Source organism: Bacillus sp. AFS037270 (genome assembly GCF_002585305.1).
The window spans coordinates 38,588-65,423 of record NZ_NUNF01000001.1 but is presented as its reverse complement, the minus strand read 5'-3'; the positions used below and the strand labels follow the sequence as shown (position 1 = coordinate 65,423).

Annotated in this window: 25 protein-coding genes; 13 read left to right on the top strand and 12 right to left on the bottom strand. The window is 38.7% G+C overall.

Going from position 1 to position 26,836, the window contains the following annotated elements:
- Positions 1–123 precede the first annotated feature (123 nt).
- The 6 genes from parE to COD92_RS00285 all read left to right on the top strand — a co-directional run bounded on the left by parE (position 124) and on the right by COD92_RS00285 (position 9,646).
- Entirely contained in the window at positions 124–2,103 is a 1,980-nt protein-coding gene (gene parE / locus COD92_RS00310) for a DNA topoisomerase IV subunit B (RefSeq protein WP_098532128.1), read from the top strand.
- Positions 2,100–4,538, top strand: a complete 2,439-nt coding sequence (parC, locus tag COD92_RS00305) for a DNA topoisomerase IV subunit A (protein WP_098532127.1) — start codon at positions 2,100–2,102, stop codon at positions 4,536–4,538. The genes parE and parC overlap by 4 nt, the downstream gene beginning before the upstream one ends.
- Before the next feature lie 99 nt (positions 4,539–4,637).
- Positions 4,638–5,387 (top strand): hypothetical protein, encoded by a 750-nt coding sequence (locus COD92_RS00300; protein WP_098532126.1) that lies wholly within the window; start codon positions 4,638–4,640, stop codon positions 5,385–5,387.
- A gap of 162 nt (positions 5,388–5,549) precedes the next feature.
- Positions 5,550–5,999, top strand: a complete 450-nt coding sequence (locus COD92_RS00295; RefSeq protein ID WP_098532125.1) for a MarR family winged helix-turn-helix transcriptional regulator — start codon at positions 5,550–5,552, stop codon at positions 5,997–5,999.
- 30 nt (positions 6,000–6,029) lie between these two features.
- Complete coding sequence (locus COD92_RS00290) at positions 6,030–7,757, top strand: ABC transporter ATP-binding protein (protein WP_098532124.1); 1,728 nt, start codon at positions 6,030–6,032, stop codon at positions 7,755–7,757.
- Positions 7,754–9,646, top strand: coding sequence for an ABC transporter ATP-binding protein (locus COD92_RS00285; RefSeq protein ID WP_098532123.1), 1,893 nt, complete (start codon positions 7,754–7,756; stop codon positions 9,644–9,646). Before COD92_RS00290 ends, COD92_RS00285 begins: the two co-directional genes overlap by 4 nt.
- A gap of 404 nt (positions 9,647–10,050) precedes the next feature.
- On the opposite strand, the gene xerS is transcribed toward COD92_RS00285, so the two are convergent.
- The 3 genes from xerS to COD92_RS00270 all read right to left on the bottom strand — a co-directional run bounded on the left by xerS (position 10,051) and on the right by COD92_RS00270 (position 13,162).
- Positions 10,051–11,139 (bottom strand): tyrosine recombinase XerS, encoded by a 1,089-nt coding sequence (gene xerS, locus COD92_RS00280; RefSeq protein WP_176541325.1) that lies wholly within the window; start codon positions 11,137–11,139, stop codon positions 10,051–10,053.
- A gap of 517 nt (positions 11,140–11,656) precedes the next feature.
- Positions 11,657–12,169 carry a DNA topology modulation protein gene (locus tag COD92_RS00275; RefSeq protein ID WP_098532121.1) on the bottom strand — a complete coding sequence of 171 codons (513 nt, stop codon included), beginning with the start codon at positions 12,167–12,169 and terminating at the stop codon, positions 11,657–11,659.
- Between the two features lie 111 nt (positions 12,170–12,280).
- Positions 12,281–13,162: a GNAT family N-acetyltransferase gene (locus tag COD92_RS00270; protein WP_098532120.1), complete on the bottom strand. Its 882-nt coding sequence runs from the start codon at positions 13,160–13,162 to the stop codon at positions 12,281–12,283.
- A gap of 197 nt (positions 13,163–13,359) precedes the next feature.
- On the opposite strand from COD92_RS00270, the gene COD92_RS00265 reads away from it, so the two are divergent.
- Both COD92_RS00265 and COD92_RS00260 read left to right on the top strand, forming a co-directional pair.
- Positions 13,360–14,274, top strand: a complete 915-nt coding sequence (locus COD92_RS00265; RefSeq protein WP_098532119.1) for a type II toxin-antitoxin system SpoIISA family toxin — start codon at positions 13,360–13,362, stop codon at positions 14,272–14,274.
- Positions 14,275–14,330: 56 nt separating this feature from the next.
- Entirely contained in the window at positions 14,331–14,531 is a 201-nt protein-coding gene (locus COD92_RS00260) for a hypothetical protein (RefSeq protein WP_098532118.1), read from the top strand.
- A gap of 372 nt (positions 14,532–14,903) precedes the next feature.
- On the opposite strand, the gene COD92_RS00255 is transcribed toward COD92_RS00260, so the two are convergent.
- The 3 genes from COD92_RS00255 to COD92_RS31715 all read right to left on the bottom strand — a co-directional run bounded on the left by COD92_RS00255 (position 14,904) and on the right by COD92_RS31715 (position 16,462).
- Positions 14,904–15,821 (bottom strand): FliH/SctL family protein, encoded by a 918-nt coding sequence (locus tag COD92_RS00255; protein ID WP_098532117.1) that lies wholly within the window; start codon positions 15,819–15,821, stop codon positions 14,904–14,906.
- 146 nt (positions 15,822–15,967) lie between these two features.
- Positions 15,968–16,246 carry a hypothetical protein gene (locus COD92_RS00250; RefSeq protein ID WP_098532116.1) on the bottom strand — a complete coding sequence of 93 codons (279 nt, stop codon included), beginning with the start codon at positions 16,244–16,246 and terminating at the stop codon, positions 15,968–15,970.
- A 72-nt stretch (positions 16,247–16,318) separates the two neighbouring features.
- The gene (locus tag COD92_RS31715) at positions 16,319–16,462 is read right to left on the bottom strand and encodes a hypothetical protein (protein WP_176541324.1); all 144 of its coding nucleotides are present in this window, start codon (positions 16,460–16,462) and stop codon (positions 16,319–16,321) included.
- Between the two features lie 140 nt (positions 16,463–16,602).
- On the opposite strand from COD92_RS31715, the gene COD92_RS00245 reads away from it, so the two are divergent.
- The 4 genes from COD92_RS00245 to COD92_RS00230 all read left to right on the top strand — a co-directional run bounded on the left by COD92_RS00245 (position 16,603) and on the right by COD92_RS00230 (position 20,176).
- The gene (locus COD92_RS00245) at positions 16,603–16,872 is read left to right on the top strand and encodes a ferritin family protein (RefSeq protein WP_176541327.1); all 270 of its coding nucleotides are present in this window, start codon (positions 16,603–16,605) and stop codon (positions 16,870–16,872) included.
- 29 nt (positions 16,873–16,901) lie between these two features.
- Positions 16,902–17,255 carry a spore coat protein gene (locus tag COD92_RS00240; RefSeq protein ID WP_098532114.1) on the top strand — a complete coding sequence of 118 codons (354 nt, stop codon included), beginning with the start codon at positions 16,902–16,904 and terminating at the stop codon, positions 17,253–17,255.
- A 308-nt stretch (positions 17,256–17,563) separates the two neighbouring features.
- Positions 17,564–18,763, top strand: a complete 1,200-nt coding sequence (locus COD92_RS00235; protein ID WP_098532113.1) for an iron-containing alcohol dehydrogenase — start codon at positions 17,564–17,566, stop codon at positions 18,761–18,763.
- A gap of 42 nt (positions 18,764–18,805) precedes the next feature.
- Positions 18,806–20,176, top strand: coding sequence for an aldehyde dehydrogenase (locus COD92_RS00230; RefSeq protein ID WP_098532112.1), 1,371 nt, complete (start codon positions 18,806–18,808; stop codon positions 20,174–20,176).
- 93 nt (positions 20,177–20,269) lie between these two features.
- Here COD92_RS00230 and COD92_RS00225 read toward each other — a convergent pair whose 3' ends face one another.
- Both COD92_RS00225 and COD92_RS00220 read right to left on the bottom strand, forming a co-directional pair.
- Positions 20,270–20,845, bottom strand: coding sequence for a GNAT family N-acetyltransferase (locus COD92_RS00225; protein ID WP_098532111.1), 576 nt, complete (start codon positions 20,843–20,845; stop codon positions 20,270–20,272).
- A gap of 86 nt (positions 20,846–20,931) precedes the next feature.
- Positions 20,932–21,735: an RDD family protein gene (locus tag COD92_RS00220; protein WP_098532110.1), complete on the bottom strand. Its 804-nt coding sequence runs from the start codon at positions 21,733–21,735 to the stop codon at positions 20,932–20,934.
- A 120-nt stretch (positions 21,736–21,855) separates the two neighbouring features.
- Here COD92_RS00220 and COD92_RS00215 point away from each other — a divergent pair, with 120 nt between their 5' ends.
- The gene (locus tag COD92_RS00215; RefSeq protein WP_098532109.1) at positions 21,856–22,836 is read left to right on the top strand and encodes a stage II sporulation protein M; all 981 of its coding nucleotides are present in this window, start codon (positions 21,856–21,858) and stop codon (positions 22,834–22,836) included.
- On the opposite strand, the gene COD92_RS00210 is transcribed toward COD92_RS00215, so the two are convergent.
- Genes COD92_RS00210 through COD92_RS00195 form a run of 4 tightly spaced genes read right to left on the bottom strand, consistent with a single transcriptional unit; the run spans position 22,814 to position 26,820 of the window.
- Positions 22,814–24,172 carry a DUF58 domain-containing protein gene (locus COD92_RS00210; RefSeq protein ID WP_255286757.1) on the bottom strand — a complete coding sequence of 453 codons (1,359 nt, stop codon included), beginning with the start codon at positions 24,170–24,172 and terminating at the stop codon, positions 22,814–22,816. The two genes, COD92_RS00215 and COD92_RS00210, sit on opposite strands and share 23 nt — an antisense overlap.
- Positions 24,123–25,052: an AAA family ATPase gene (locus tag COD92_RS00205; protein WP_098532108.1), complete on the bottom strand. Its 930-nt coding sequence runs from the start codon at positions 25,050–25,052 to the stop codon at positions 24,123–24,125. The genes COD92_RS00210 and COD92_RS00205 overlap by 50 nt, the downstream gene beginning before the upstream one ends.
- Positions 25,049–26,182 carry a DUF4350 domain-containing protein gene (locus tag COD92_RS00200; RefSeq protein ID WP_098532107.1) on the bottom strand — a complete coding sequence of 378 codons (1,134 nt, stop codon included), beginning with the start codon at positions 26,180–26,182 and terminating at the stop codon, positions 25,049–25,051. Before COD92_RS00200 ends, COD92_RS00205 begins: the two co-directional genes overlap by 4 nt.
- Positions 26,179–26,820, bottom strand: a complete 642-nt coding sequence (locus tag COD92_RS00195) for a DUF4129 domain-containing protein (RefSeq protein ID WP_098532106.1) — start codon at positions 26,818–26,820, stop codon at positions 26,179–26,181. Before COD92_RS00195 ends, COD92_RS00200 begins: the two co-directional genes overlap by 4 nt.
- Positions 26,821–26,836: the final 16 nt, after the last annotated feature.

The window sequence follows — 26,836 nt, the reverse complement described above, 5'->3', positions numbered from 1 at the left end:
ACATTAGTTCTATTGGATAAATTTAAAGGATAATGAACTCTTTTAAACGAATGTTTTACTAATTAATTGTGAAAATGGCAGAGAACGCCATTTATGTTTTTTAGGTATGAAAGGGGTATTTTAGTGGCAAGAAATCAGCAAGCTTTTGATTACAATGATGATGCCATCCAGGTACTAGAAGGTCTTGAGGCAGTTAGAAAACGCCCAGGTATGTACATTGGCAGCACTGATTCACGCGGTCTTCATCATCTTGTATATGAGATCGTTGACAACTCTGTCGATGAAGCACTAGGCGGATTCGGTGATCAAATCATTGTAAGAATACACAAAGATAATTCCATAAGTGTTATGGATAAGGGTAGAGGAATGCCTACAGGTATGCATAAAATGGGAAAACCAACACCTGAGGTTATTTTAACTGTGCTCCATGCCGGCGGTAAATTTGGCCAAGGAGGCTACAAAACCAGCGGTGGTTTGCACGGTGTAGGTGCATCGGTCGTAAATGCATTATCTGAATGGTTAATCGTAACAATTAAACGAGATGGCTTCGTATATGAACAACGTTTCGAGGATGGCGGTAAACCTGTCACAACACTTGAAAAACTCGGCAAAACTAATCAAACGGGGACAACGATTCATTTTAAGCCTGATCCGACCATTTTCTCGACAACAACCTATAACCTTGAAACTCTATCTGAACGGCTGAGAGAATCAGCTTTCTTGTTAAAAGGATTAAAAATCGAAATTATTGATGAGCGCAATGATATTCACGAAGTTTTTCATTATGAAAATGGTATTGAGGCTTTTGTTGAATACTTAAACGAAGATAAAGAGACACTCCATCCTGTTGTCAGCTTTGAAGGAGCTCAAAACGGGATTGAAGTAGAATTTTCATTTCAATTTAATGATGGCTATTCCGAAAATGTCTTGTCGTTTGTTAACAATGTAAGGACAAGAGATGGCGGTACACATGAGGCGGGCGCCAAAACGGCCATGACAAGAGTATTCAATGACTATGCCCGCAAAGTTGCTTTTCTTAAGGAAAAAGACAAAAATTTAGACGGTAACGATATTCGTGAAGGATTATCAGCGATTATTTCCGTAAGAATCCCAGAAGAGCTTCTACAATTTGAAGGACAAACAAAGGGAAAACTCGGTACGAGTGAAGCGAGATCGTCAGTAGATTCCGTTGTTTCTGAACATCTTTCCTACTTCTTGGAAGAAAATCCTGATATCAGTTCCTTATTAATCAAAAAATCGATTAAAGCCTATCAGGCCCGGGAAGCTGCAAGAAAAGCCCGCGAAGACGCACGAAGCGGTAAAAAGAAGAAAAGAGGAGAAACCGTCCTTTCTGGAAAACTGACACCAGCCCAATCACGGAATCCGCAAAAGAATGAACTCTACTTAGTAGAGGGTGATTCTGCGGGAGGTTCTGCCAAGCAGGGTCGTGACCGCCGTTTTCAAGCTGTCCTTCCACTCCGCGGTAAAGTCATCAACACAGAAAAAGCGAAACTCTCTGATATCTTCAAAAACGAAGAAATTAACACGATTATCCATGCAATTGGCGGCGGCGTTGGTGCCGATTTTACGGTCGAAGACATCAATTATGACAAAATTGTCATTATGACAGATGCTGATACAGATGGTGCCCATATCCAAGTTCTATTGCTTACCTTCTTTTATCGTTATATGAAGCCGCTTGTTGAAGCAGGTAAGGTGTTTATTGCCCTTCCGCCTTTATATAAAGTAAGTAAAGGCTCAGGGAAAAAAGAAATCATCGAATATGCATGGAACGAGGATGAGCTTCAGGGTGCGATTAAAAAAGTTGGTAGAGGCTATATCATTCAGCGCTACAAAGGACTTGGCGAAATGAATGCAGACCAGCTATGGGATACCACAATGGACCCAGAAACACGGACATTAATCCGCGTTAAGATTGATGATATCGCCAGAGCGGAGCGACGTGTTACTACGCTAATGGGGGATAAGGTTGAGCCGCGCCGTAAATGGATTGAAAGTAATGTAGCATTCGGTTTAGAAGAAGATGATACGATTTTAGAAAATGAAAATATTACCGTCTCCGAGGAGGTTACTGAAGGATGAGCGCACTTGAAAAATTTCGTGACTTACCTCTAGAAGATGTAATTGGTGATCGTTTTGGAAGATATAGTAAGTATATTATCCAAGAACGTGCCCTGCCGGATGCGCGGGACGGATTAAAGCCTGTACAGCGGCGTATCTTATATGCAATGCATGTGGAAGGCAACACATTTGATAAAGGGTTTCGTAAATCGGCGAAGACAGTCGGTAATGTTATTGGTAACTATCACCCACATGGTGATTCTTCTGTATATGAAGCTATGGTGCGTTTGAGTCAGGATTGGAAGGTTCGCAATGTACTTGTTCAAATGCACGGGAACAACGGTAGTGTCGATGGTGACCCGCCCGCTGCGATGCGTTACACAGAAGCAAGACTTTCGGCGATCGCCGCTGAACTTTTAAGGGATATTGAAAAAAATACTGTAGAATTTATTCCAAACTTTGATGATACTTCAAAGGAACCCACTGTTTTACCAGCTATGTTCCCAAACTTACTAGTAAATGGTTCAACAGGAATATCAGCCGGTTATGCCACAGATATTCCTCCACATCATTTGGGTGAAATCATTGATGGTGTGATCATGAGAATGGATCAACCAGATTCAACCGTAGATGAACTCATGACCGTGATTAAAGGACCAGATTTCCCTACTGGCGGGATCATTCAAGGCATAGAAGGCATTAAAAAAGCCTATGAAACTGGTAAAGGGAAAATCATTGTCCGTGGAAAAGCCGAAATTGAAGAGGTTCGCGGCGGTAAGCAGCAAATCGTGATTACGGAGATTCCTTACGAAATTAATAAAGCCAATCTCGTCAAGAAGATGGATGAGTTCCGAATCGATCGAAAAGTTGAAGGAATGTCAGAGGTTCGTGATGAAACGGACCGAACCGGACTAAGAATCGTGATTGAATTAAAAAAGGACGCCCACGCAGAAGGTGTCTTGAATTACTTATATAAAAATAGTGATCTTCAAGTAACCTATAACTTTAATATGGTCGCTATCTATAATAAGCGCCCGAAACTTATGGGAATTCGTGAGTTACTCGATGCTTATATTGGGCATCAAAAAGAAGTTGTGACAAGACGTACTCAATATGACCTCAATAAAGCGAAGGAACGCCAGCATATTGTTGAGGGGCTAATGAAGGCTTTATCGATTCTTGATGAAGTCATTGCCACCATCCGCGCATCTAAGGACAAGCGGGATGCAAAAGATAACTTAATTGCGAAATTTGCCTTTACAGAAATACAGGCAGAAGCGATTGTTTCTTTGCAGCTCTATCGTTTAACAAATACTGACATTACAGCTTTACGTCAGGAAGCAGAAGAGTTAGCCAAAAAAGTGGAAGAGCTTACTAGCATCTTAGCTAGTGAGAAAAAATTATTATCCGTCATTAAAAAAGAGCTCAAAGACGTGAAAAAACGTTTTGTTGATGAGCGCCGTTCTAAGATTGAAGCGGAAATTGAAGAAATTAAGATCAACCTTGATGTCACCGTGCCAAGCGAAGATGTCATTGTCACAGTGACAAAAGAAGGTTACGTCAAACGGACAAGTCAGCGTTCTTTTGCGGCATCCGGCGGACAAGATTTGGCAATGAAGGAATCTGACCGTCTCCTTGCCCAATTAGATATGAATACAAAAGATGTATTATTGCTCTTTACCAATAAGGGGAACTACTTGTTCTGCCCTGTTCACGAGCTGCCAGATATACGTTGGAAGGATCTTGGCCAGCATGTAGCCAACATTATTCCAATTGACCGTGACGAGGAGATTATTCACGCCATTTCCGTTAAAGACTTTGAGATGGATGCTTATCTTGTTTTTGTAACGAAAAATGGCATGGTTAAGAAAACTGAGTTGAAAGCCTACAAAGCGCAGCGCTACTCTAAACCACTTGTTGCCGTAAATCTTAAGGATGACGACCAGGTGGTTGATGTTCATCTAACGGATGGTTCTAGAGAGCTCTTCTTAGTCACTAACTTGGGATATGCTTTATGGTTCCATGAGGAAGAGATCAGTATCGTCGGACAGCGGGCTGCGGGTGTAAAAGGCATTAACTTAAAAGAAGACGATGTTGTCATTGGTGGAAAGCTGATTACTCCAGACAGCAGCGAATCGATTGTCGTAGCTACCCAGCGCGGCGCATTAAAACGCATGAAGTTAAAAGAGTTTGAAAAAGCAACTCGTGCGAAGCGTGGTGTCGTCATTCTAAGGGAGCTTAAAGCAAAACCGCATCGGATTACCGGCTTTGTCATCGCAAATGAACAAGACTTAATTATTATCGAGACAGAAAAAGGCTACTCTGAAACGCTAAAAACAGCGGATATTAGCTTTAGTGACCGTTATTCTAACGGCTCATTTATCCTTGATGAGGATGAGAACGGCAAAGTAACAAACGTTTGGAAAGTATCCGTACCAGCAGCGGTAACCGAATAAAAGGATTAGAGAGCCTCCTAGGAAATTAGGAGGTTCTTTTCATTTTTTTCCCAAAATTGGACATACTAAGTAAAACAAAAGGATGTGGAGGGAAACTGGATGAAAAAAGAGATGCTGCTAGTAATCATTTCGTTTTTTCTTATATCGCTATCGACTATAACAGGGGTTTATGCGATTGAAGAAAAAAACAAAACGGTGACCATTTCCAAACAGGAGGCTGATTTGACTGGTGATAGACAAAACGAGACCATCTTCCTAAAAGGGGTACCTGATCAAGATGAAGAGACCAATTTACAAAATATTTATATCGAAATATCGGCGTCAAATGGCAGAACATACAGCCTCCCATTAGAAAGTGGTACTAAGGCATCGCTGAAGATGGTAGATTTAAACCATGATGGATTGAAGGATTTATTTGTAAACGTATTATCAAATGGAACCGAGGGCACTGTTAAAACCTATTTGTATACCTTAAAGGATTTTGTCCGAACCGAGTTAACGGTTCCTGAACCGCTCGAGATGGATGCAAAATTTAAAAATGGGTATAAAGCAGAAATTAAATTAGCCAACTCTGGAAAATCCTATCTGTTTGATTTAAAAAAGCGCAAAGAATATTACAAAAAACTCGGTTTTTATTATAGAGGAAAATTAAATGAGCCAACGGAACTTACAGTAAACACTTATAACATTGTGGAACCGATTCACATCGACAAACAAAGAATCGGATTAAAGGGACAGCAGAAGGTGACAGGGATCGCAAATGCGGATACAATCGCTTTAGTTGAGTCAATTTGGTATTATGATCGTGGACACTGGAAACTTTTTAAAGCAGATGTTAAACCATCATAATGGCTAAAGTTTGGTGTGAACAGCATTCAAAACACAGGAGATATCTTCTGTGTTTTTTCTTTTAATTAAAAATTGACGAACATCCTTAAACGAAATATACTTAGGTCTATAAATAATTAAGTTGCCTAACTATTAGTCTGGTAAATAAAAGAGGTGATATAAATGGCTGGTAATGAAAGTGAGACGGCTCAAAAACTAATTAAAGCCTTTCAGCAATTCCGCAAAACTGGAAGAAATGAAAAGAAAATAGCTGGTTTTAACCCAAGTGAATACAGGGTACTGTTCCTAATTCAACGCGCCAATGAGAACAATAGTGAGATGAAGGTTTCAGAAATTAGTCAGAAATTGAGAGTGACCCCGCCAACCGTAACACAAATCATCAATGGTCTAGAAAAGGATGGTTATATTGAACGGACCATCAATCCTGTAGATCGTCGGGCTGTAAAGATTAGCCTGACGGAGGCTGGTCTAAAAGCAACAGAACAAGCCAGAAAGACATTTAATGAAATCATTTTAGGTTTAATCGAGTACCTAGGAGAAAAGGATAGCGAGCAGCTAGCGGAACTACTCTTTAAGGTACACGATTATTTCAATCAATTAGACAACCAATAAAATTTAACATGAAAATGGAGAGGGTTCTTCTTGTTAAAATTAATCAAATATCTTAAACCATATCAGATTCCGATATACCTCGTCCTTGTGCTTGTCCTTTTACAATCCCTATCAGAATTATACTTACCAACACTCATGTCTGATATCGTAGACAAAGGGGTCGTGACTGGTGATTCCCACTATATTTGGAAAATCGGCGGATTTATGCTGTTGGTAGCAGCAGGCGGTATGATTTGTTCGATAGCCGCCAGTTTTTTCTCAGCTAAGGCAGCATCCGGCTTCGGAAGATTATTACGAAGCAAGGTCTTCTCGCATGTGGGGAATTTTTCCTTAAGCGAGTTTGATAAACTAGGGACAGCATCGCTTATTACAAGAACAACGAACGATATTACGCAAATACAGCAAGTGATGATTATGATGCTAAGAATGATGGCGGCTGCACCAATGATGTGTATTGGCGGCATTATCATGGCGTATTCAAAAGATGCCAAACTCACTCTGGTCCTTGCGGTTGCAATTCCCTTTCTGATTGCAGCGATCGTGGTGATTGCTAGAAAAGGAATTCCGTTGTTTAAAGCCATGCAAGTTAAATTGGATAAACTTAATCGTGTTTTACGGGAGAATTTAACTGGCATTCGGGTTATTCGTTCCTTTAACCGGGTAGAGCATGAGAAAAAACGCTTTGATGAAGCGAATTGGGATTTAACACAAACTGCCATTAGGGTTAATAAAATTATGGCGGCGATGATGCCAATCATGATGGTGGTCCTGAACCTTACCACGGTAGCGATTATTTGGTTCGGCAGTCACCGGATCAGCAATGGTTATATGGAAGTAGGGGATATGATGGCATTTATCCAATATGCGATGCAGATCATGTTCTCGTTCATTATGCTATCAATGATGTTTGTTATGATCCCGCGAGCTTCTGTTTCAGCTGTCAGGATTAATGAAGTACTTGAGACAGTGACCGATATTAAGGACCCAGCATCTGCTGCATCCACTAATGGCGAAAAAGGCCATGTTGAATTTAGGGATGTTACCTTCAGCTATCCGGGTGCTGAAATGCCAGCTATTTCTAACATTTCTTTTTCAATGCATCCTGGTGAAGTGACGGCAATTATTGGAGGTACCGGTTCAGGTAAATCAACCCTTATTAATTTAATTCCACGTTTTTATGATGTTGATAGTGGTCATGTGCTGGTAGACGGAGTAGATGTTCGCGAGATGACACAAGAACAGCTTCGACAAAAAATTGGTTTTGTTCCCCAGCAGGCTGTTCTCTTTACTGGAACGATCTCTGAAAATATCCGCTATGGGAAAGAGGATGCCTCAGATGAAGAAGTCCATCATGCGGCAGAAATTGCTCAGGCAAACGAATTTATTTCATCGATGCCTGAGAGTTTCGATTCGATTATTGCCCAAGGAGGAACAAATGTTTCGGGTGGTCAAAAACAGCGCCTATCAATTGCGCGGGCCCTTGTAAGAAAACCGGAAATCTATATTTTTGATGATAGTTTCTCAGCATTGGACTTTAAGACTGATTCAAAGCTCCGTACAGCCTTAAAAAAAGAAACCGTTGATTCTACAGTCTTGATTGTGGCGCAAAGGGTAAGTACGATAATGGATTCCGATCGAATTATTGTATTAGATGATGGAAAAGTTTCCGGAATTGGCACACATAAAGAACTCATGGAATCTTGTTCAGTTTATCGTGAAATTGTAATGTCACAGCTGTCAGAGGAGGAAATTGCATGAGTACGGATTCAAAAAATCAGCGTCCAGAACACGGTGGAGCTCCACAAAAACTAGGTCCAGGAGGAGGATTCGGACCTCGTGGAATGGGGATGCCTGTCCAAAAAGCAAAAGATTTTAAAGGAACTCTTAAAAGACTCGTAGTCTACTTAAAGCCATATAAATTGCAGCTTATTTCTGTCCTTATCACAGCAATCATTAGTACTATCTTTTCAATTGTCAGCCCGAAAATAATGGGTAAGGCCACAACCAAGCTCTTTGAAGGCTTAATGATGAAGCTAAAGGGTGTTCCTGGCGCTAAAATCGATTTTGATTATATCGGTCAAATCATATTACTCTTAATTGGTCTCTATATATTGAGTGCGATTTTTGCCTATTTACAGGGATATATCATGGCAGGGGTAGCCCAAAAGACCGTTTATCATTTAAGAAAAGAAGTGGAAGAAAAACTGAATCGTCTGCCGTTAAAGTATTTTGACTCTAAGACCCATGGTGAAATACTAAGCAGGGCCGTCAATGATGTAGATAATATCAGTACTACGCTGCAGCAAAGCTTAACACAGCTGATTACTTCCGTTGTTACTTTAATTGGTGTCATCGTGATGATGCTTTCAATCAGTCCATTAATGACCTTGATTGTCATCGTTACACTGCCGCTGAGCTTTATTACTACGGCTAACATTGCGAAAAAATCACAGCAGTATTTTAAAGGACAGCAAAAATCACTTGGTCAGTTGAACGGGCATGTGGAAGAAATGTATACGGGCCATAAAGTGGTAAAAGTGTTTGGACATGAAAAGAAATCATTCGAACAATTTGAAGAAATTAACGACAAGCTTTATCAATCAGGGTGGAAGGCCCAGTTTGTTTCCGGAATGATTATGCCGCTTATGTCTTTTATCAATAATATCGGCTATGTGCTTGTATCTGTTGCAGGCGGGCTATTAGTTACTAAAAAGGCGATTGAAATCGGGGATATCCAGGCCTTTATCCAGTATGCCCGTCAATTCTCCCAGCCAATTGCACAAACAGCTCAAATTGCCAACGTCATCCAATCAACTATTGCTAGTGCAGAGCGTGTATTCGAAATCTTAGATGAAACAGAAGAGGTTCCAGAAGCGGTTCAGCCAAAAGAAATTCAATTACCACAAGGTAATGTAAGTTTTGAACATGTTTCCTTTGGTTATAAGAAAGATGAATTGTTGATTGAAGATATGAACATTGATGTTAAATCAGGTCAAAAGGTTGCGATTGTGGGTCCAACTGGAGCTGGGAAAACTACTCTAATTAACTTATTGATGAGGTTCTATGAACTTAATTCCGGTCGAATATTAATTGATGGAATCGATACAAGGGATTTAAAAAGAGAGAAACTTAGAAGTCTGTTTGGAATGGTTCTTCAGGATACATGGCTGTTTAACAGCACGATCCGTGATAATGTCGCTTACGGAAGAGAAGGGGCGTCGGAAATGGAAATTGTGGCAGCTGCTAAGGCTGCAAATGCTGACCATTTTATCAGAACACTTCCGGAAGGCTACGATACGATTTTAAATGAAGAAGCATCGAATATATCGCAAGGCCAGAAACAATTACTCACGATCGCTAGGGCTATCTTAGCGGATCCGGCTATTCTTATTCTTGATGAGGCAACCAGCAGTGTCGATACTCGAACGGAAGTACAGATTCAGAAGGCAATGGATTATTTGATGAAGGGACGCACTAGTTTTGTGATTGCGCACCGTTTATCGACCATCCGGGATGCTGATTTAATCCTTGTCATGAATAATGGTACGGTGATTGAGAAAGGTACACATCAGGAATTATTGGAAAAAGGCGGTTTTTATGCTGATCTATATAATAGTCAGTTTGCCGGTCGGAAAAATGTAGGTTAATGTATGGCGCTTAGGGTGATCCTAGGCGTTTTTTTATTGTTATCTGAAGCAGACGTCATGAAGACAATGGGGAGGAGATTTTAGATTCAAATATCCCACACGGGGAAATTGAAGACAAAAGAGGAAGGAAGTCATCCGATAAATATCCTTAAGAAGGGCTCTTGAAGACAAATTTGTAATAAAAACACCCGAAATTGTCGTCAAGAAGGGGTATTTTAGTAAGGAAATTTCAACAGTAGTTGTAGCTAAAGTGAATTTAATTATGTGGTTAAAATTTAATCTCGTCTCATTTTCTTAAGTATACTTAGGATTTGAGACAATTTACGAATTTGTTTGCATAATAACATTATGTAAACTAATAAAATTAGAAAAAACTGCCGAGAAGAGGCAGCATTTTCATTATTCTATTCAATTTGTTCTTTAGGCATATCCATTTTATCTACGGCTATTTTTAAATCGTCGTTCTTAATATGTGTATAGATCATCGTTGTCTGAATAGACGAATGACCTAGTTGTCGTCTTAATTTTGGCACATCATTTATCTCAGCATGATATCTCGTTGCGAACGAATGTCTCAGTTTATGTACCGATAATGATGGTTTACCAAATGCCGCTGCATATTTTTCAATCAGTTTTTCAACAGATCTTGCTGTTAGCCTTCGTGATTTTCCTTTTGGACCTACTGGTGCAGAAATAAACAATGCTTTATTCGTTTTATCGACTTTATACTTTGAAACTCTCACTGAGAGATATTCCTGGAGATCAGCCATGGCCACCTGGCTAAAGTATACGAATTGTTCTTTATTTCCTTTTCTAATCACTCTTACGCAGTATTTACTGAAATCGATATCGTCTAATTCGATACCAACTAACTCGGAAAGCCGCAGGCCTGATCCTAAAATTAAGGAAACAATCGCTGTATCGCGTTCTTTATTTAACAAATAAAAGTTATAAAGCTTTTTATTTTCCTTATTTAATTCACCATAATCATTCGCTACAAACAAACGAAACTTTTCATATTCATCGCCAAGAAGGATTTTACCTTCCATTTTATTTGCTTTCGTTTCCATGCTGTCTTTTACTTCATTAAATTCGATTTTAGCCATGACATTACGGTTAATATATGGCTTTAAATCAGGCGTTTCAGCAATATTTTGCAAGTAGTTGAATAACGACTTTAAGGCTGATAATTTACGATTAACGGTCAATTCCTTGTTATCTAATTGGTAATGGAGATAGTTTAAGAAGTTTTCAACCTCTAAAACTGTCATGTGTTCGAGACGTTCTAATGGGATATCCTTAACGGGACCTTGATAAAGTTGCTCCATAATGATCCAATTGAAAAAGATCTTGTAGTCATGACAGTAATTAAATAAGGATGCGGTCGAAAGTTTCCGCAACTTGTGATTAATGTATTCTTCAACATACCAAGGAAGTTCGTTCAGCAAGGTTTGTAATTTCTTAAAATTAGTTTGTTTATCCTGATTTACCATAATAACACCTCACTTCTATATTTTACCTGATGGTCATAATTACGTCAAATTTATATTTTACGTAATTATATAAAAAGTAGAGTTTCACCACCTTTCCCATAAAATGTAATATTAATATCCAGCTGTCCAGTTGGTTATCATATACAGAAAAATTAACAATCTCGTGTCCAAAGGATTTATAAATCCTATCAATTTTCCACCTGGGTCTCGAATACTTTTTCAGTTTTTACATTTTTTTTGATGATTGCATTGGGTTATCAATTAACTTTTCCTCATATATATCTCCATAATTAGTCTTCTTCTTCTGCAGTACATGTGCTTCTGTTACGTTTATTCCTGTGCCATGTTCTGTTGTTAATGGATGACCAACTCTTCGTTTCCGTCATGGTTAATATCTTCAAAAAATAACCTGAATATCTAATTTTGTTTATTTTCCCCCATCCGACTGTTTACTAGCAAAAAATAACAAGCAATGAGCATCATTAAGGTAACCTTCACAGTTATTTTTTACAATGGATCAATCGTTATTGTAATTCTTTATAAAGCCTTCAACATCTTTTGGCGATTTCAAGACAATAACTTCTTTTTCTTTAGACAACTTTTCAAGTTTCTCTAAAATTTTAGGTTTTCGCAACTTTGGATATTGCCATATCCATTTAAAAAACTTAAAAGAAAATCTCTCGTAACAACCTTCTCCCATATCTGGCCTTGTCTTATTTCGATATTGATTCATCCTTTTGAATGCCCGATAAATACATATTATTCTCGGAATATCAAGAAAGATTATTGTATCAGCAGCATTTAATCTTATTTCCATTGTCCCACTATAATTTCCATCCATAATCCAACTTTCTAATTTCACAAGTTCTTGTTGACTATCTATCCATTCCTCTCTTGGGGTTTCAACCCAACCTGGCTTCCAAAATAGTGAATCAAGGTGTAATACATTTATTTTTAACTTTTCTCCTAATTGCCTTGCCAATGTAGATTTTCCTGAACCCCCCGAACCAATAATTACAACTTTCCCCATTACATACCTCCCCATATTAATTTTGTTTTATTATATCAATGAACTGAATGTTCATATGCCTTGATCATCTTTTGCTAATAGTCATCCTATTGATTACTAATCTAGGTTTCTTTAAGCTTGTGCTGTAAGAGGATGTTTAATTTGTATTGGAAAACGATTGCTACTAATTGCTCTTACAAACAATACTTCAGTCCCCCTAAATACATTACCCTCTGTTTTAATTCCTTCATAATCTGGGGTATAATGAAAAACAATTTTAATCGTTTCTCTATCAGTAATTTTTGAAAATATATCTTGAATATTTATTTCTTTCTTAGAAATAATGTCAAAAATATCAATTTGGTTTTCATCCTTTTTATAGATTACGATAACATCCTCTCGGTCTAGATAGTAAACATCATTGTTAAATACGTACATACAGTAAAACATTAAAATCCCTTGAGTATTTTCCGTTCCAAAAAGTTTAGATACGGGTAATCTTTCGGATGCAAATTCATAAATAAAATGAAGATCCTCGGTATTGAGACCATTAAGTTTCCGAATACCAGAAACATCTGTTTTACTCGGTTTAAATTCCATTGAAAATTGATACTCATTAACTGGTTTAAACCCAAACTTTGGGTAAAAATCTAAAACAGTTTGGTTAGCAAATAAGTACATATAATCGTACTCGTTCTCATATTCATCTAATATTTTGTTTATTAAACTGGCAGAAAGGCCTTTCCTTCGATAATCCGGATGAGTCATAACGGTGCCAATCTGTAATGCATTTTTTTTCTCACCATTAATAACTAAATTTAGAACGTTAACTGAAACATTTGCGACAACTTTACTACCATCTATATAAGAAAAAGGGATATATCGGTTATTCCAAAAGCCTTTTTGGTACCATCCCTCAAAATTAATGCCAAAAACCTTCGCAGCAAGCTCATTGAAGCTTTTTCTAAGGCTCTCATCATGCTTATAATCTTTTAAATATTTTAATTCCTTCATTACCCGTCCCCTTTTTAGTATTTCTATTTTTTCCTTACTTCCACCAGTCGTCTCACCTCTATCTATGAAAACAGTTTAATATCCATAAAAATTACTTCCGTTTATTACGTTCAATATAAACTATTCGATTATATATGATAAAATTCCTTGAGAGGTAGGTCTACCAGAATATGATATAATTACATAGGAGGTGAATTATGGAAGGGAATCAAGAGGTGCCTGCAAAATGGTACAAGAACCCCCACGACAAAATTATTCTAAAAATATTAATCCCTATCATTCTTGTAATCATTCTACTTGTCATGAAGAAGATCTGGGGAGATACCATCCTCTCCTACACCCAAGAAAACAAGTGGTTTATACTTACTGTATTTTCAGCTGTCATTCTCTACATAAGTTGGGCCTTTAAAGACTTTTTTGCCAACCATAAACAAAATCTTCGGAGAACATGGTATTTCTTGTTTATTGTTGAAGTGGTTCTGCTGCTCAATCAAACAGGTTTTGATGTGAAAGAGTGGCAACGGTACACATTGTTAGCAGGAATGTTCATTTTTATTGATTTAGCCTTGTTTCTTACTCCATCTATCAAGAAAATCGGCGGCGCTGAAATGGAACAAATCAATGAGGTTGAAAGTGTCAATGAAGAGATGAAGAAAGTCATTGCTCAAACGCAGAATAGAAGTTTACAATTTACATATTTATTGGACATGATACAAATTTCATCTTTTGAAACGCAAGAATGGGATGTAATAGACAGTTATCGTGAGAGTTTAGAGGATTTTTTATTTTCATATGGGGAAACATGCCGACAAGAGATCACCGTATTCAAGAAAGATCATGACACTCATTTTAAACAAGAAGTTGGTACAGTACTCGGAATAAATCTTACAGAAGAACAAATGAACTCCATTGATGATAATACTGTAGTCCATATTAACAAACAAACTGTTCTTATCCCCTACCTCGAAAAAGTTTTTCCAGTAGTCATTTCGATCGAATCGGAAAAAGAACATGTGTTGGATATAGACATAGATCACATCATTAATCTATCTTTGATACATAGTTGGTTGAAAAAACCACAAGAAGAACAAACGAATTGGCAAACATTGTAGATAAAAAAGTGTATGTTTGATAGAATTAGGGTATAGGTAGGAAAGGAGTGGATAAAATGCCAGAGCGTACTAAAAAACCTAAAGAAAATGTAGTAACTATTGTTGGAAGGCGCAGCGGTAGAGTTAAGTCTCCTTTTTTACAAGAGAAGGCTACTCGAACAATTCCACGAACTTCTCCATCATTGTATACACGGGAATTATTTAAGAGAAGTGACGAAGCTGTAGATCGCTTAAAAGATAGCCGTTACGCAAAATAAGACTAAAAGACAGGTGATACTCCTGTCTTTTTTGATTAAAACTTTCATAATTTGACCATACAAACAATATATATATATGGACAGGGATTAGTATGGGAGATGATAATGTGGGAGTAAGTAAGAAGAAAAGCCCCTTTTTAACCGATAAGCCCTCTGGAACCTTACCAAGGCGGGACAATGATGATAGTTTACTGCTAAACTTGAATAGGAAAATGAAAGACAATATTGATAAATTAAAGAAAGGCAGATAGGGTATTGGTTATCCCACCTGCCTTTTTTCTTTGTCTACTGTTTTAGCAACATGATGAAACCGTTAAAGAATAAAGTTTCGATATAACAACTTACTGCTAAATAATCAATGGTTATTTGAATCTACTCATAACTTAAATCCCTTGGACCAAACTGATGCCCAGCGTGAGGATGCTGTTGCTCTGTTTGTGCTTCTACTTGTGCACCATCTTGAGCTCCTGTTTGTGTTCCTGCCTGTGTACCATCTTGAGTTTCTGTTTGTGTTCCTGCCTGTGCACCATCCTGAGTTCCCATTTGTGCTCCTGTCTGGGAACCAACTTGAGTCCCCGTTGGTACACCTGCCTGTGCCCCTGTTTGTAATCCAGTTTGGTTACCAGTTTGATAACCTGCTTGAAACCCGGTCTGGAACCCGGTTTGGAACCCCGCCTGGAACCCTGCCTGGAACCCTGCTTGATATCCGGCCTGATGCATTGCTTGTTGCCCAGTCTCTGCCCCGCTTGGCAGACCCATTTGCTGCCTCACACTATTAAAATCATAGTCTTCATATTCATTTTCATACAAACAATTGTCAATTCCATCCTGCCCTGCTTGTTGCTCTACTTCTGCCCCATTTGGCAGACCCATTTGCTGCCTTACGTCATTAAAATCAGAGTCTTCATATTCATTTCCATACAAATCATTGTCGATTCCATGATGCATTGCTTGTTGCTCAGCATCTGCTCTAGTTGGCAGAACCATTTGCTGCCTTACGTCACTAAAACCAGAGTCTTTATATTCATTTTCATACAAATTATTGTCAATTCCATACTGCACTGCTTGTTGCCCTGCTTCTGCCCCATTTGGCAGACCCATTTGCTGCCTTACGTCATTAAAATCAGAGTCTTCATATTCATTTTCATACAAATCATTGTCAATTCCATGATCCATTGCTTGTTGCCCTGCTTCTGCCCCGCTTGGCAGACCCATTTCCTGCCTTACGCCATTTAAATTAGCGTCTTGATATTCATTTCCATACAACTCTTTGTCGATTCGATTAAACATATACTCACCACCTGCCGATATGGTATGCACTTTAGGAAAAAGATGAGCCTTTCCATAAAATAGACATCGGATATACTACATATTTTTAGGCAGTTTGTCGTCCAATATAATTCTACACTAGTGGCATAAGCTGAAATTTAGGATGTTCATTCTCTCCTAATGTTCTTACCTTGAAACTTTTCGTACTTTGAGACTTCCATAATCGTTTCCTCGATTTCTTTTACATATGTATCAAATAATGGAAGATTCTCTGTTACTATAAAGTTCTGTTTATCTATAGAATTAAGTAATGCAATAATTGCTTTAAATTTGAGATCATCATGATTCGGTATTTTTGCTGCTCCAGATATTTCTCCTTTAACCTCAATTTTTCCATCCGTGTCTTCCATTTTAAAATTCACTGTATGTATTTGGTCTGTTTCCACAAAATATGCCTTCTTCCTTATCAATTATCAGGACATCAAAGAAAATAGATGGCACCCTTAATGGGCGCCTTTTTACGGCTCAATTTTTCTTGTGACTTTATTGTCTGTTGAAGCAAATTCAGTTCCGTATTTTCCTGATGAACCAGCTTGTTGGCGCGATGCCTCCGCTTGGTTATCTTCAACGGTGCGACTGTCTTGTTTTTTATTCTTATCCATACACATTCACCTCCAACGTTAATATATCCAAATAAGACGTCTTTATTTTTTAACCAACTGGTATTTTTCATAAAATCACTCACTATTGCAAATTCTATATTTGTTAAACACTAAAATAGCAAAGGAGTCTTATTATGCAAATGATGCAAAATAATCAACCGCCTATTCCCAACCCGCCACGAGCCATTACCACAAAGGATCTTTTATATTTGAAGGATGCTATGTCATGGGAGTTGCTTGCATTTAAGAAATTTCATTCTATGGCTCAGCAAGTGCAAAATCCACAATTTAAGCAAGCACTCGACAAAGTCGGCCAAATGCACCAAAATCATTTCCAAAGAATCCTTGGTCACCTACAAGTCGATAATAATGCAGCTTTAGCAAGCTTACCTAATACACAACTACAGTAATCTCAAAAAAGAAAAACGGAGGTTAAGTGATGCAAAACCAACAATCACAACAAAACCAAAACAAGAATCAAATAGCCAATCCGCAAACTGGTGAACTGCCGAAGGTAAAAAGTCCGGAAATGAACGATCGTGACTATGTTAATGATGCGCTTAGTACCTGCAAATATTTAACTGACAGCTTGAATATTGCAGTTCGCGAGGCCAGCCATGAACAGCTGCATCAAGAATTACAGCAAATCCTAAATGAAACACACCAAAGTAGCCGTGAGCTTTATAACTTAATGTTCCAGCATGGCTGGTATAAGCTTGAGGCGGAAGAACAGCAAAAAATCGATCAGGCTTATCAGCAATTTAACAGCTATTCTTCACAATTCCCATACTAAGATGAAAGCCTAGTGTTCTAGGCTTTTTTATTTTATTTTCCTTTCTCCCTCCCTTCCTTCTAAAGTCTAAATAAAATAGCAGTATAATCTTTCCCGTCAGATTTTTCATAACATTAGTCATATTTTCATAATTTTAATTATATTCATAAAACTAACTTGACTTTTCCAAATTAAATTAGATATAAAATTTGTATACCTTTCTGGTTATAGAACTATTTTCCTAAGGTCCCTTGTATTTTGGTGACTTAGAATTTCCCGTGATTTTAAAAAGAAAGTTTACTAAATCTTAGGTAAAGTGAGGTAATGTCATGTACAAAGCTTATTGCCGAACGTTTCAAAGGGTCATGAAAATGACCTCCTCCCTCCTGCCTTGGCGGGAACCGGAACTATTAGAAGGCGAAAATAGTCTACGGGAACTGGCCAACCTTATTAAAGACCAAGGAGTTGAAAACGTTTTAATCGTAACCGATCAAGGAATCGTCTTGGTTGGACTGATGGATGAATTCCTAGAAGATCTTCAAAGTGAAAAAATTAGCTACGTAATCTATGATAAAACGGTCCCAAATCCCACGATCGAAAATATTGAAGAAGCATTACAAATGTACTCGGATAATAACTGTCAAGGCATAGTCGCGTTTGGCGGGGGTTCCCCGATGGATTGTGCGAAAGGTGTAGGCGCCCGGGTTGCTAAGCCCCAAAAAACCGTCCCGCAAATGAAAGGTGTATTAAATATAATAAAGAAGCTTCCTCCCCTCTTTGCGATTCCTACCACAGCTGGCACAGGCAGTGAAGCTACCCTTGCTGCCGTAGTCTCTAATAGCAAAACCCATGAAAAATATGCCATAATGGATATATCACTCATTCCGCATTTTGCCGTTTTGGATCCCTTGTTAACTGTCAAACTCCCCCCTCATATTACAGCAGCAACCGGGATTGATGCTTTGACACATGCGGTTGAAGCCTATATTGGCAGGAGTAATACTAAGAATACAGCGCAGTACAGTATCGATGCTGTAAAATTAATTTTTGATAATCTCGATGAAGCATACGCAAACGGGACCAATCTTGCGGCACGTTCAAATATGCAAAAGGCAGCCTATCTGGCTGGAATGGCTTTTACTAGAGCGTATGTTGGTTATGTACATGCGATTGCACATACCTCGGGTGGATTCTATTCGGTTCCCCATGGGCTTGCAAATGCGATTATCTTACCCTATGTCCTCGAGTATTACGGTGATTCAGTCCAAAAGCCGTTAGCAGAACTTGCAGACGTCATCGGCATTGCTGACCCAGAGAAATCAATTGCACAAAATGCCGAGAAATTCATAGCGGCAATTAAGCATTTGAATGAAAGGTTGGACATCCCTAAAAAAGTAAGCGGGATTATTGAAAGTGATATTCCCGTTATGGTAGAGCGGGCTCTCGCAGAAGCCAATCCTCTCTATCCTGTTCCGCGAATTCTCTATAAGGATGACCTGATTCAACTTTACCAGCTAATAAAGGAGTAGCATTCTGTATTCAAGTAGGAAAAAATAAAAGGTGGGTAAAGAATGGAGACCTACAGTTCTCTCATTAACAAGCAAAAATCATTTTTCAAAACGGAAAAAACTAAAAATGTCGATTTCCGTATTGAAGCCCTTCAAAAGTTACGAAATGCGATTAAAAAAAATGAAAAAACACTAATGGAGTCTTTAAGAACAGACTTAAATAAATCAGAATTTGACGCATACACATCAGAAATCGGATTTGTTTTGGAAGAATTGCGTTTTACAGTGAAACATCTGCGTTCATGGGCAGCCCCCAAAAAGGTTAAAACACCGGTTACCCATATTGGTTCCAATAGTTATATTTATCCAGAGCCTTACGGGGTAGCATTGATCATCGCACCTTGGAACTATCCATTTCAATTGGCAGTGGCGCCGTTAATTGGCGCGATTTCCGCTGGAAACTGCGCCATAATCAAACCGTCTGAATTGACACCTAAAACATCCGAGGTATTAGAGACCCTTATAAAAGAAATTTTTCCAGAGGAATATATTGCGGTCGTCCAAGGCGGAGTTGAAACAAGTCAAGCCCTGTTGTATGAACAGCTTGATTACATCTTTTTCACAGGAAGTGTTCCTGTCGGAAAAATTATTATGGAGTCCGCTGCAAAACATTTAACCCCGGTAACATTAGAACTGGGTGGAAAGAGCCCTTGTATTGTTCATGAGGATGCGAATCTTAAACTGGCTGCCAAACGGATTGCCTGGGGGAAGTTTACAAATGCCGGACAAACCTGTATCGCCCCGGATTATCTTTATGTTCATAAAAGTATTAAAGATGTGTTTCTTCAGCAATTTAAGGAAACAACACTTGAATTGTATGGAAAAGAGCCTTTAAAGAATCCTGACTTTACGCGGATTGTTAGTGAAAGGCATTTTAATCGACTTTCTTCATTTTTGGACAATGGACAATTATTTATGGGTGGAAATACGGATAAGGAACGATTAACAATCGAGCCTACCGTTTTAACTGATATCACATGGGAAGAATCGATTATGCAGGATGAAATTTTCGGACCTCTTCTTCCCGTGATGGAATATGTCGATTTATCAGAGGTGATCGAGGGCATTCATCGTCATCCAAAACCACTTGCTCTCTATATCTTCTCGGAAAATAACAGCATCCAAGAGGAAGTCTTAAATAAAGTCTCCTTCGGGGGCGGATGTGTTAACGATACTGTTTATCACTTTGTCTCTCCATACCTGCCATTTGGCGGTGTTGGTACCAGCGGGATTGGCGCTTATCATGGAAAAGGGAATTTTGACACGTTCTCTCATCAAAAAAGTGTCCTTAAACAAACTACAAAGTTTGATATACCGTTCCGTTATCCAAATGTTAAGAACGGACTGGAAAAAATCAAGTTATTTATGAAGTAAGATAAAAAGCCTGACCTTCAGAAAAGTAAGGCCAGGCTTTTTATAATTACAAAGGCTGTGTTTTATTGTTCCTAATGACTAGAACAAAGGATACTATAAATTATCAAGTATATTTCCATTTTCAGTTTCTTTGTTAAAAGTCAGTACCTCTTCAACCGGTTGATAGGATTCGCCATAGAAGCGTTTGTCTTTATAGGTATGAATTAAGTTATAAGTTTTTTTCATGGCATCAAAGATGATTTCTTCTGACTCATTACTTGGAGCCCAATAAAGTATTTCCATTTTATTAATTTCATTTGTGGCTAAAGACCTCCGTGCATATCCAATTGACTCTGCATGTTCAAAACCTTCTCGCTTATAAAAACGAAGCCGTTTTGCTGTATCACTGTCTCCATAGTTTACCGGTTCCACTTCCAGAATAATCGGTTTCCCTCTGTGCTTCATTTTTCCCATAAGTTTATGACCGAGTCCCTGACCACGGTCATTTTTAGATACAAAAAGATAATCGATGAAAATAAAATTATCAAGCTCTACATACATTAAAACATGATTGGGCCCTTCATCCTTATGATAGATTTCAGAGCGTTCTTTCATTAAAGTCTCTATATGTTCTTTTGATTTCATTTCCTCAATCGGGAAATATTGATTTAATTTTTCATACCAATGCATGGACATACTCCTTTGAATATTGTTAATACCTAAAGGAATTATGTGCTATTTGTAAAATTTCATACTGAATTTTATAGGTGAAAAATCTAAAGCTCAAATTCCCATTCATCCTTAAGATTTAAGTAAAGAATAAGTAGAGTATTTTCTAATTCTGTCTCCGTTTTTCCTACCACGTCGATCCCTGTTTTAGGCAGCAGCAAATCAGCAATCTGTTTTGTCAGCTGATTTCGTTCCTCCACTGGCAACTGATGAAAACGGCTTGCATAGGTACTCACCAACTTCCAATCCTTAGCCGTAAATGATTTTAACGTCCAGTCATCCAATTCAAGGTCGTTCTCGGTAAGTCCTCTGAGATTAATTTCTTTTTCAATGGGTGTAAATTTCTTTTTCTTTTTGGCCTTTCGTTCATGAACGACAATCGTACCTGCAACAAGGTCACCAAGCCGTTTATGTTTAGGATGGAAAAATATCATAATAATACCAAGAAAATAAGCAGTTGGCAGTGAATCGATCAAACGAACAAGATTTCGAATAAAACTAGACAGCAATGTAATGCTGTGCCCATTTTCCTGAATAACTCGGATCCCGACCACTTTTTTACCAAGGGTTCGACCCCCAGAAAAAAACTCGAAGAAAAAGAAGTAGCCCCAATTTAGAACAAACAAACCTATCACCACAATCGCAATCGGAAAGGTACTTTCCGTAAGAAAAAAAGGAGATGTTTCCATCCCATCCATTACGAAAAAAAGAATCACGATTGTCAGTATATTTATGATCATAAGCAGAGCCTGATCGATAATAAAGGCTGCGGCTCTGCTCCCTAATCCAGCAATCTGAAACTGTATGGCTACATATTCTGGTGTTTTGATATCTAAATGATCCTCTGTCATCAAATTCCCCCCTTAAATCTCGTTGATTTTCTCTGATATGGTTTCTATTTTCCTACTAATTTTCTATAATAAGGAGAAAAGGATAAAAATTTACATAGCTCTGTAAAAGAAGGTGTCAAAATGAATCTCAAGCAATTTGTCAAAATGCACCGGGAAGATTGGAAACAACTTGAACAATTCGTTACCCTATTAAGCAAGCGAAAAAGGGACTATACCGGTGAAACCATTACACAGTTTCATCGATTATATCAAAAGGCAGCGCAAAATCTTTCTTACAGTCAAACTTATTTTCCAAATGATGAAATAACGCCCTATTTAAACGGACTTGTCTCCAAAGCACATAACCTTTTATACAAAGACCAGGTTTCGAGCTTTAAACAGATTCGATATTTTTTTAGCACTAAATTTATTGGTTTATTGCTTGAGCAATGGAAATTTGTCGTCGCCGCGATGATTTTATTTTTAATTGGAGGCATCGGAAGCTTTCTATCGGTTTTGAATGACCCGCTCCATATTTATTCGATTCTCCCTGCGGAAATTTCTCAAGGCGTTGATCCAGAAAAATTAGGAAAAGGCTCTGATGCAGTTGATTCTTCCCTGATGTCAGCGAGTATTATGACTAACAATATTAAAGTCGGCATCTTTGCCTTTGCCGGTGGCATTGCCTTTGGGCTCGTTACCGTTTATTTAATGGTCTATAACGGGATCATTATTGGAGCACTTGCTGCCCTTTTTTGGCATCACGGCAAATCCTATGATTTTTGGGCCTACATTGTTCCACACGGAATGATCGAGCTTACAGCTATTTTTATCGCGGGCGGGGCCGGGCTTTTAATGGGCTATAAGCTCTTTGTTCCGGGGCAATACACAAGAGGCTGGCAATTAAAGCGGCATGCCAAACGATCCGTTCAGCTTTTGCTTGGTACAATTCCATTGTTTGTAATAGCTGGAATCATCGAAGGCTTCATTACACCGGCAAAGATTTCGTTGGAAGCAAAATATTTCGTTGCGGTCCTAACCGTTGCCGGCCTTATCCTATATGTGTTAATTGGCAAACTTAAACTAGCCAAATCCCAGCCTATAAAAGATTTTGATTCATAATTTCAATATAATTGGAAACGGCCGTTACAGCCAACTTTTCCTCTCGGGCCTCTATCATCTGGAGGCCTTGTTTCTCCCATTTGCTCTTTTCTCGCTTTTTTATTATGACTTGCTGCTGAGCAATACTTTTCACCATTGCTTGCTGTACCGTTTCAGGCACTTCCTTTACCCTCTTTAATAGAGTCTGGTCTTCCACGCCGATCATCAAAAACAAATGGCGCTGTCGAAGCCGTAGTAAATAGACTAACGCACTTTCCTCATGTAAAAAAGTACGAACATCACTAAATAAGAAAAGCAGACTTCGTTTCTTTTGAATCGTTTCTAAATATAGTAAAACAGCTCCATAATTAGACTCAGATGCGTCTACCTTTAGATTGTAAATAGCATGCAATATTGTCTGTAAGTGAGCCATTCCTTTGGCAGGGGGAACAAAGACGTGGATTTCCTTTGAAAAAGCAAGAACAGAAACATAATCGCCTTTTTTTAATGCGGCTGCCGTGACAGTCAGGGCTGCTTCTAACGCCTTTTCTAGCCGATTCCCCTTTTTCAACTCGGCTCCCATCATACGCCCGCAATCAATTAAAATCGTTATATATTTGCCATGCTCTGGCTCATAGTCATTTGTCATGACTTCCCGCAGTTTGGCCGTTTGCCGCCAGTTAATCTTACGCGGATCATCACCGACCACAAACTCTCGGATTTTTGAAAAATCACCAACACCGCTCCTTTGTCTGCGGATGTTTAATCCTTCATACTTTAAATAACTTTGAGCATTTTCTAAGTATTGTTTTGTTTCAGTTAAATCTGGAATCACTTTTACCGTTTCCTTTAAGGAAACGGTTGTTTGTTTTTCCCATAAACCAAACCGGCCGCTATAGCGAAAATACAGCTTTTGTACATCATAGTCTCCTCTAATCGTAGCAGTAGTATCATAGGTAATCACTACGGTAGAATCCTTTTGAATTTGTCCCTTAAGTGGAAACGGCCTTTCAAAGGATTGTGGCAGGCCGTCCAACAATTGGTACGAAAAAAAATAGGGTGAAGAATTGCTAACCTCGATCTCGATTGGATAAGAGATACCTCTTTCCAATTCTTTAGGCAATATCCGGTTAAAGGAGAGTAGCTGTTTACAAGGTGAAAAAAGTAAGTCCATTAAACTAATACAAAGGGCCAATATATTAAAGGTAATGACATAGGCCCACGAGATACCAATAATCGTTCCCAGCATGAAAACTAGAGAAATTATGAGGTAAATGAACAATAACCGTTTGGTAGGTAGGATCCCTTTATCTTGGAACAGGAACCGAGCCCACAAGCTCTTCAATGATTTGGTCAACGGTTGCTCCCTCCAATTCTATATGTGGAGATAACTGAATACGATGTCTTAATGCCGGTTTGGCAACCATCTTAATGTCGTCTGGCGTCACATAGTCTCTCCCTGAAAGATATGCCCAAGCTTGAGCCGCTTTCCCAATTGAAATCCCAGCTCTCGTACTGGCCCCAAAGCGGATTGATTCCGCCTCTCGTGTTTTACGAACGATCTGTAAGATGTAACCTAATACGGTCTCACTAACGGTTACTTTTTCAATTTCTTTTCTTATCGCAATAAAAGTGTCCATATCCAAGATCGCTGTTAACGAACTTTCCTCAATAGTGTTTTCAATCACCATCTTCAATACATCTTTCTCCTCATCAAAGGAAGGAAAATCGATGTAAAGTTTAAATAAAAAACGATCCTGCTGCGCTTCTGGAAGTGGGTATGTACCTTCAAATTCAATTGGATTTTGTGTAGCGACCACAAAAAATACATCCGGCAAAAGATAGGTTTCTCCTTGGATGGTCACCTGCTTTTCTTCCATCGCCTCCAAAAGTGCTGCTTGTGTCTTAGCAGGGGTTCGGTTAATTTCATCAGCTAATAGGATATTAGTAAAGATCGGACCCTTAAGTGTTTGAAACGTACTTTCTTTCATGTTATAAATCGTGCTGCCAGTAATATCACTAGGCAATAAATCCGGTGTGAACTGAATCCGGTTAAAGCTGCCTCCCAGAAGACCTGCGAGCGTTCGAACCATTTGCGTTTTACCGGTGCCAGGAACTCCTTCCAAAAGGACATGTCCGCCTGATAGAATGGCAGAAAGCAGGAGTCTAAGATTAAGGTTCTGACCTAAGATCCGCTCTCCATATTTTTCTAAAAAAGATGTTAATTCTGTCTTCATGATTCAACCTCGTTTCGTAATTCCTCTAGTTTTCTCGACCACAAAAGATATTCTTGCTTATTGATCTTTTCCCGGTTTAAGATGGCGGCTAAGCCGTTTAAGAAAGTTTTTATTTCACGGGCAGGCATTTTTAGCCATTTTCTTTCAAAATAAGGAGTAAGGTCCTGCCAATCCTTATGATAAGGAATATGCCAGCGTTCCTGCAGCAGCACCTTTACATAATCTGCTTGGATATGGAGTGAATCTTGATAACGTCTACCTTTTAAATACCAGGCGGCAATCGCCTGGATCCCTTCATCACTAAAACGGACCCACTCTTCCCGCGGGATTAACAATGGGCCAAACCGTTTCCCCTTGTACCACAGCCAGAACACCACCAATAAAATCCCTTGAAATATAAGGACCAAAAGCCACATTGGATAAACCGCTAAAATGGACGATTTGTTTTCCCCAACATGCGTATATTCATCAACCAAAAGGGTGTCAGGATTCCCTCGATTTAATAGTTGAAAACTAAGTGGCAAATGGTCTTTTTTCAGTAGTTTATCATTGGTCAACCACTCAGGGGTAATGGCAACGATTAAATGTCCCTTCCCATAGGTTCTTTTTACTGCGATCGGACCATACTGATCAGACAGCAGCAGTTCATCGCCCTTGATCGTGCGGATTCGAACATCTGAATTCACTTCTGCTTTGAAAGATTTATGGTTCTGATCCTTTACCGTCTGCCATTTTTCACTTTGAGAGGTACTCTTTTCAATAAATTCCGCTTCAACATCAAACATCCCTTTTGGGTTTGTTTGTAATAACAAGATCGTATTTCCAGCATTCATATAATCTTCATATGCCTGCATTAATTCTTTTTCAGGTGTAAAAGAAGGCCCGACCATTACAAGCATTTGGTTTTTGTCCCCATTAGGGAGTAGATCGGGTGAATGGTTCCAGCTTCTTACGTCTTTTTCATTTTTTAAATATGTATATAATGCCTTAATCCCAGTTGGAGCAGGAGAGGTGGTGACATAATCCGGATAAATTTTTGGTTTGGGTGTAAAGGCGAAATAACCAACTCCAATAAAGAGAAGGAGAAGCACGGCAAACCAAATCCATCCACGTATTTTTGATGCATTCATTGAATACTTTCCACCCCCCTACTTCCCAATATATCTCTGATTTTGGTGCGAAACGGTCTATATTCTTCGGGACTTACCTTATGTTCTCCATAGGCCGCATTCTCAAAGAAATGGGCAAGCTCGTAAAATTCTTCAGCATTTTGCTGACTCACTTTTCTTAATTCATCATAGTAATCCCAATTGGTTTTCCATATCCTTGCCTCTAGCCATCCCATTTCATGATAATAAAAAAGCATGGCTAAGAAGAGGTGCCTTGTTGATTCTGTATATTCTTCAAGGGATTCCAGTTTTTCCGCCTCTTCTAAATGCCTTACGTACGTCCAATTTCTCTCAATTAATGATTGAAGTGGCTTCTGGTTTCGCAGCAATCGATTCCGTCTTGTATTTCGAATCAGAATAAAGGCTGCGAAAGCTAACAATAAAATGACAATAACAATAATCGTGATTAAAATGGAACTGGAAGCGCCACTTGCCGATTTAATGGAAGGGAACAATTTCTCCAATTGTGAGGCAATCCACTCTTTGGCCTTTTCCCACCAAGTTTTGATCAACCCGTTAGAATGATTATAATAAACTTGATACTCCTGTTTTTGTAAAATCTCTCCAATATCATCTCGTGCTTTGTTTGCATTTAACATAACCATCACCTAACAT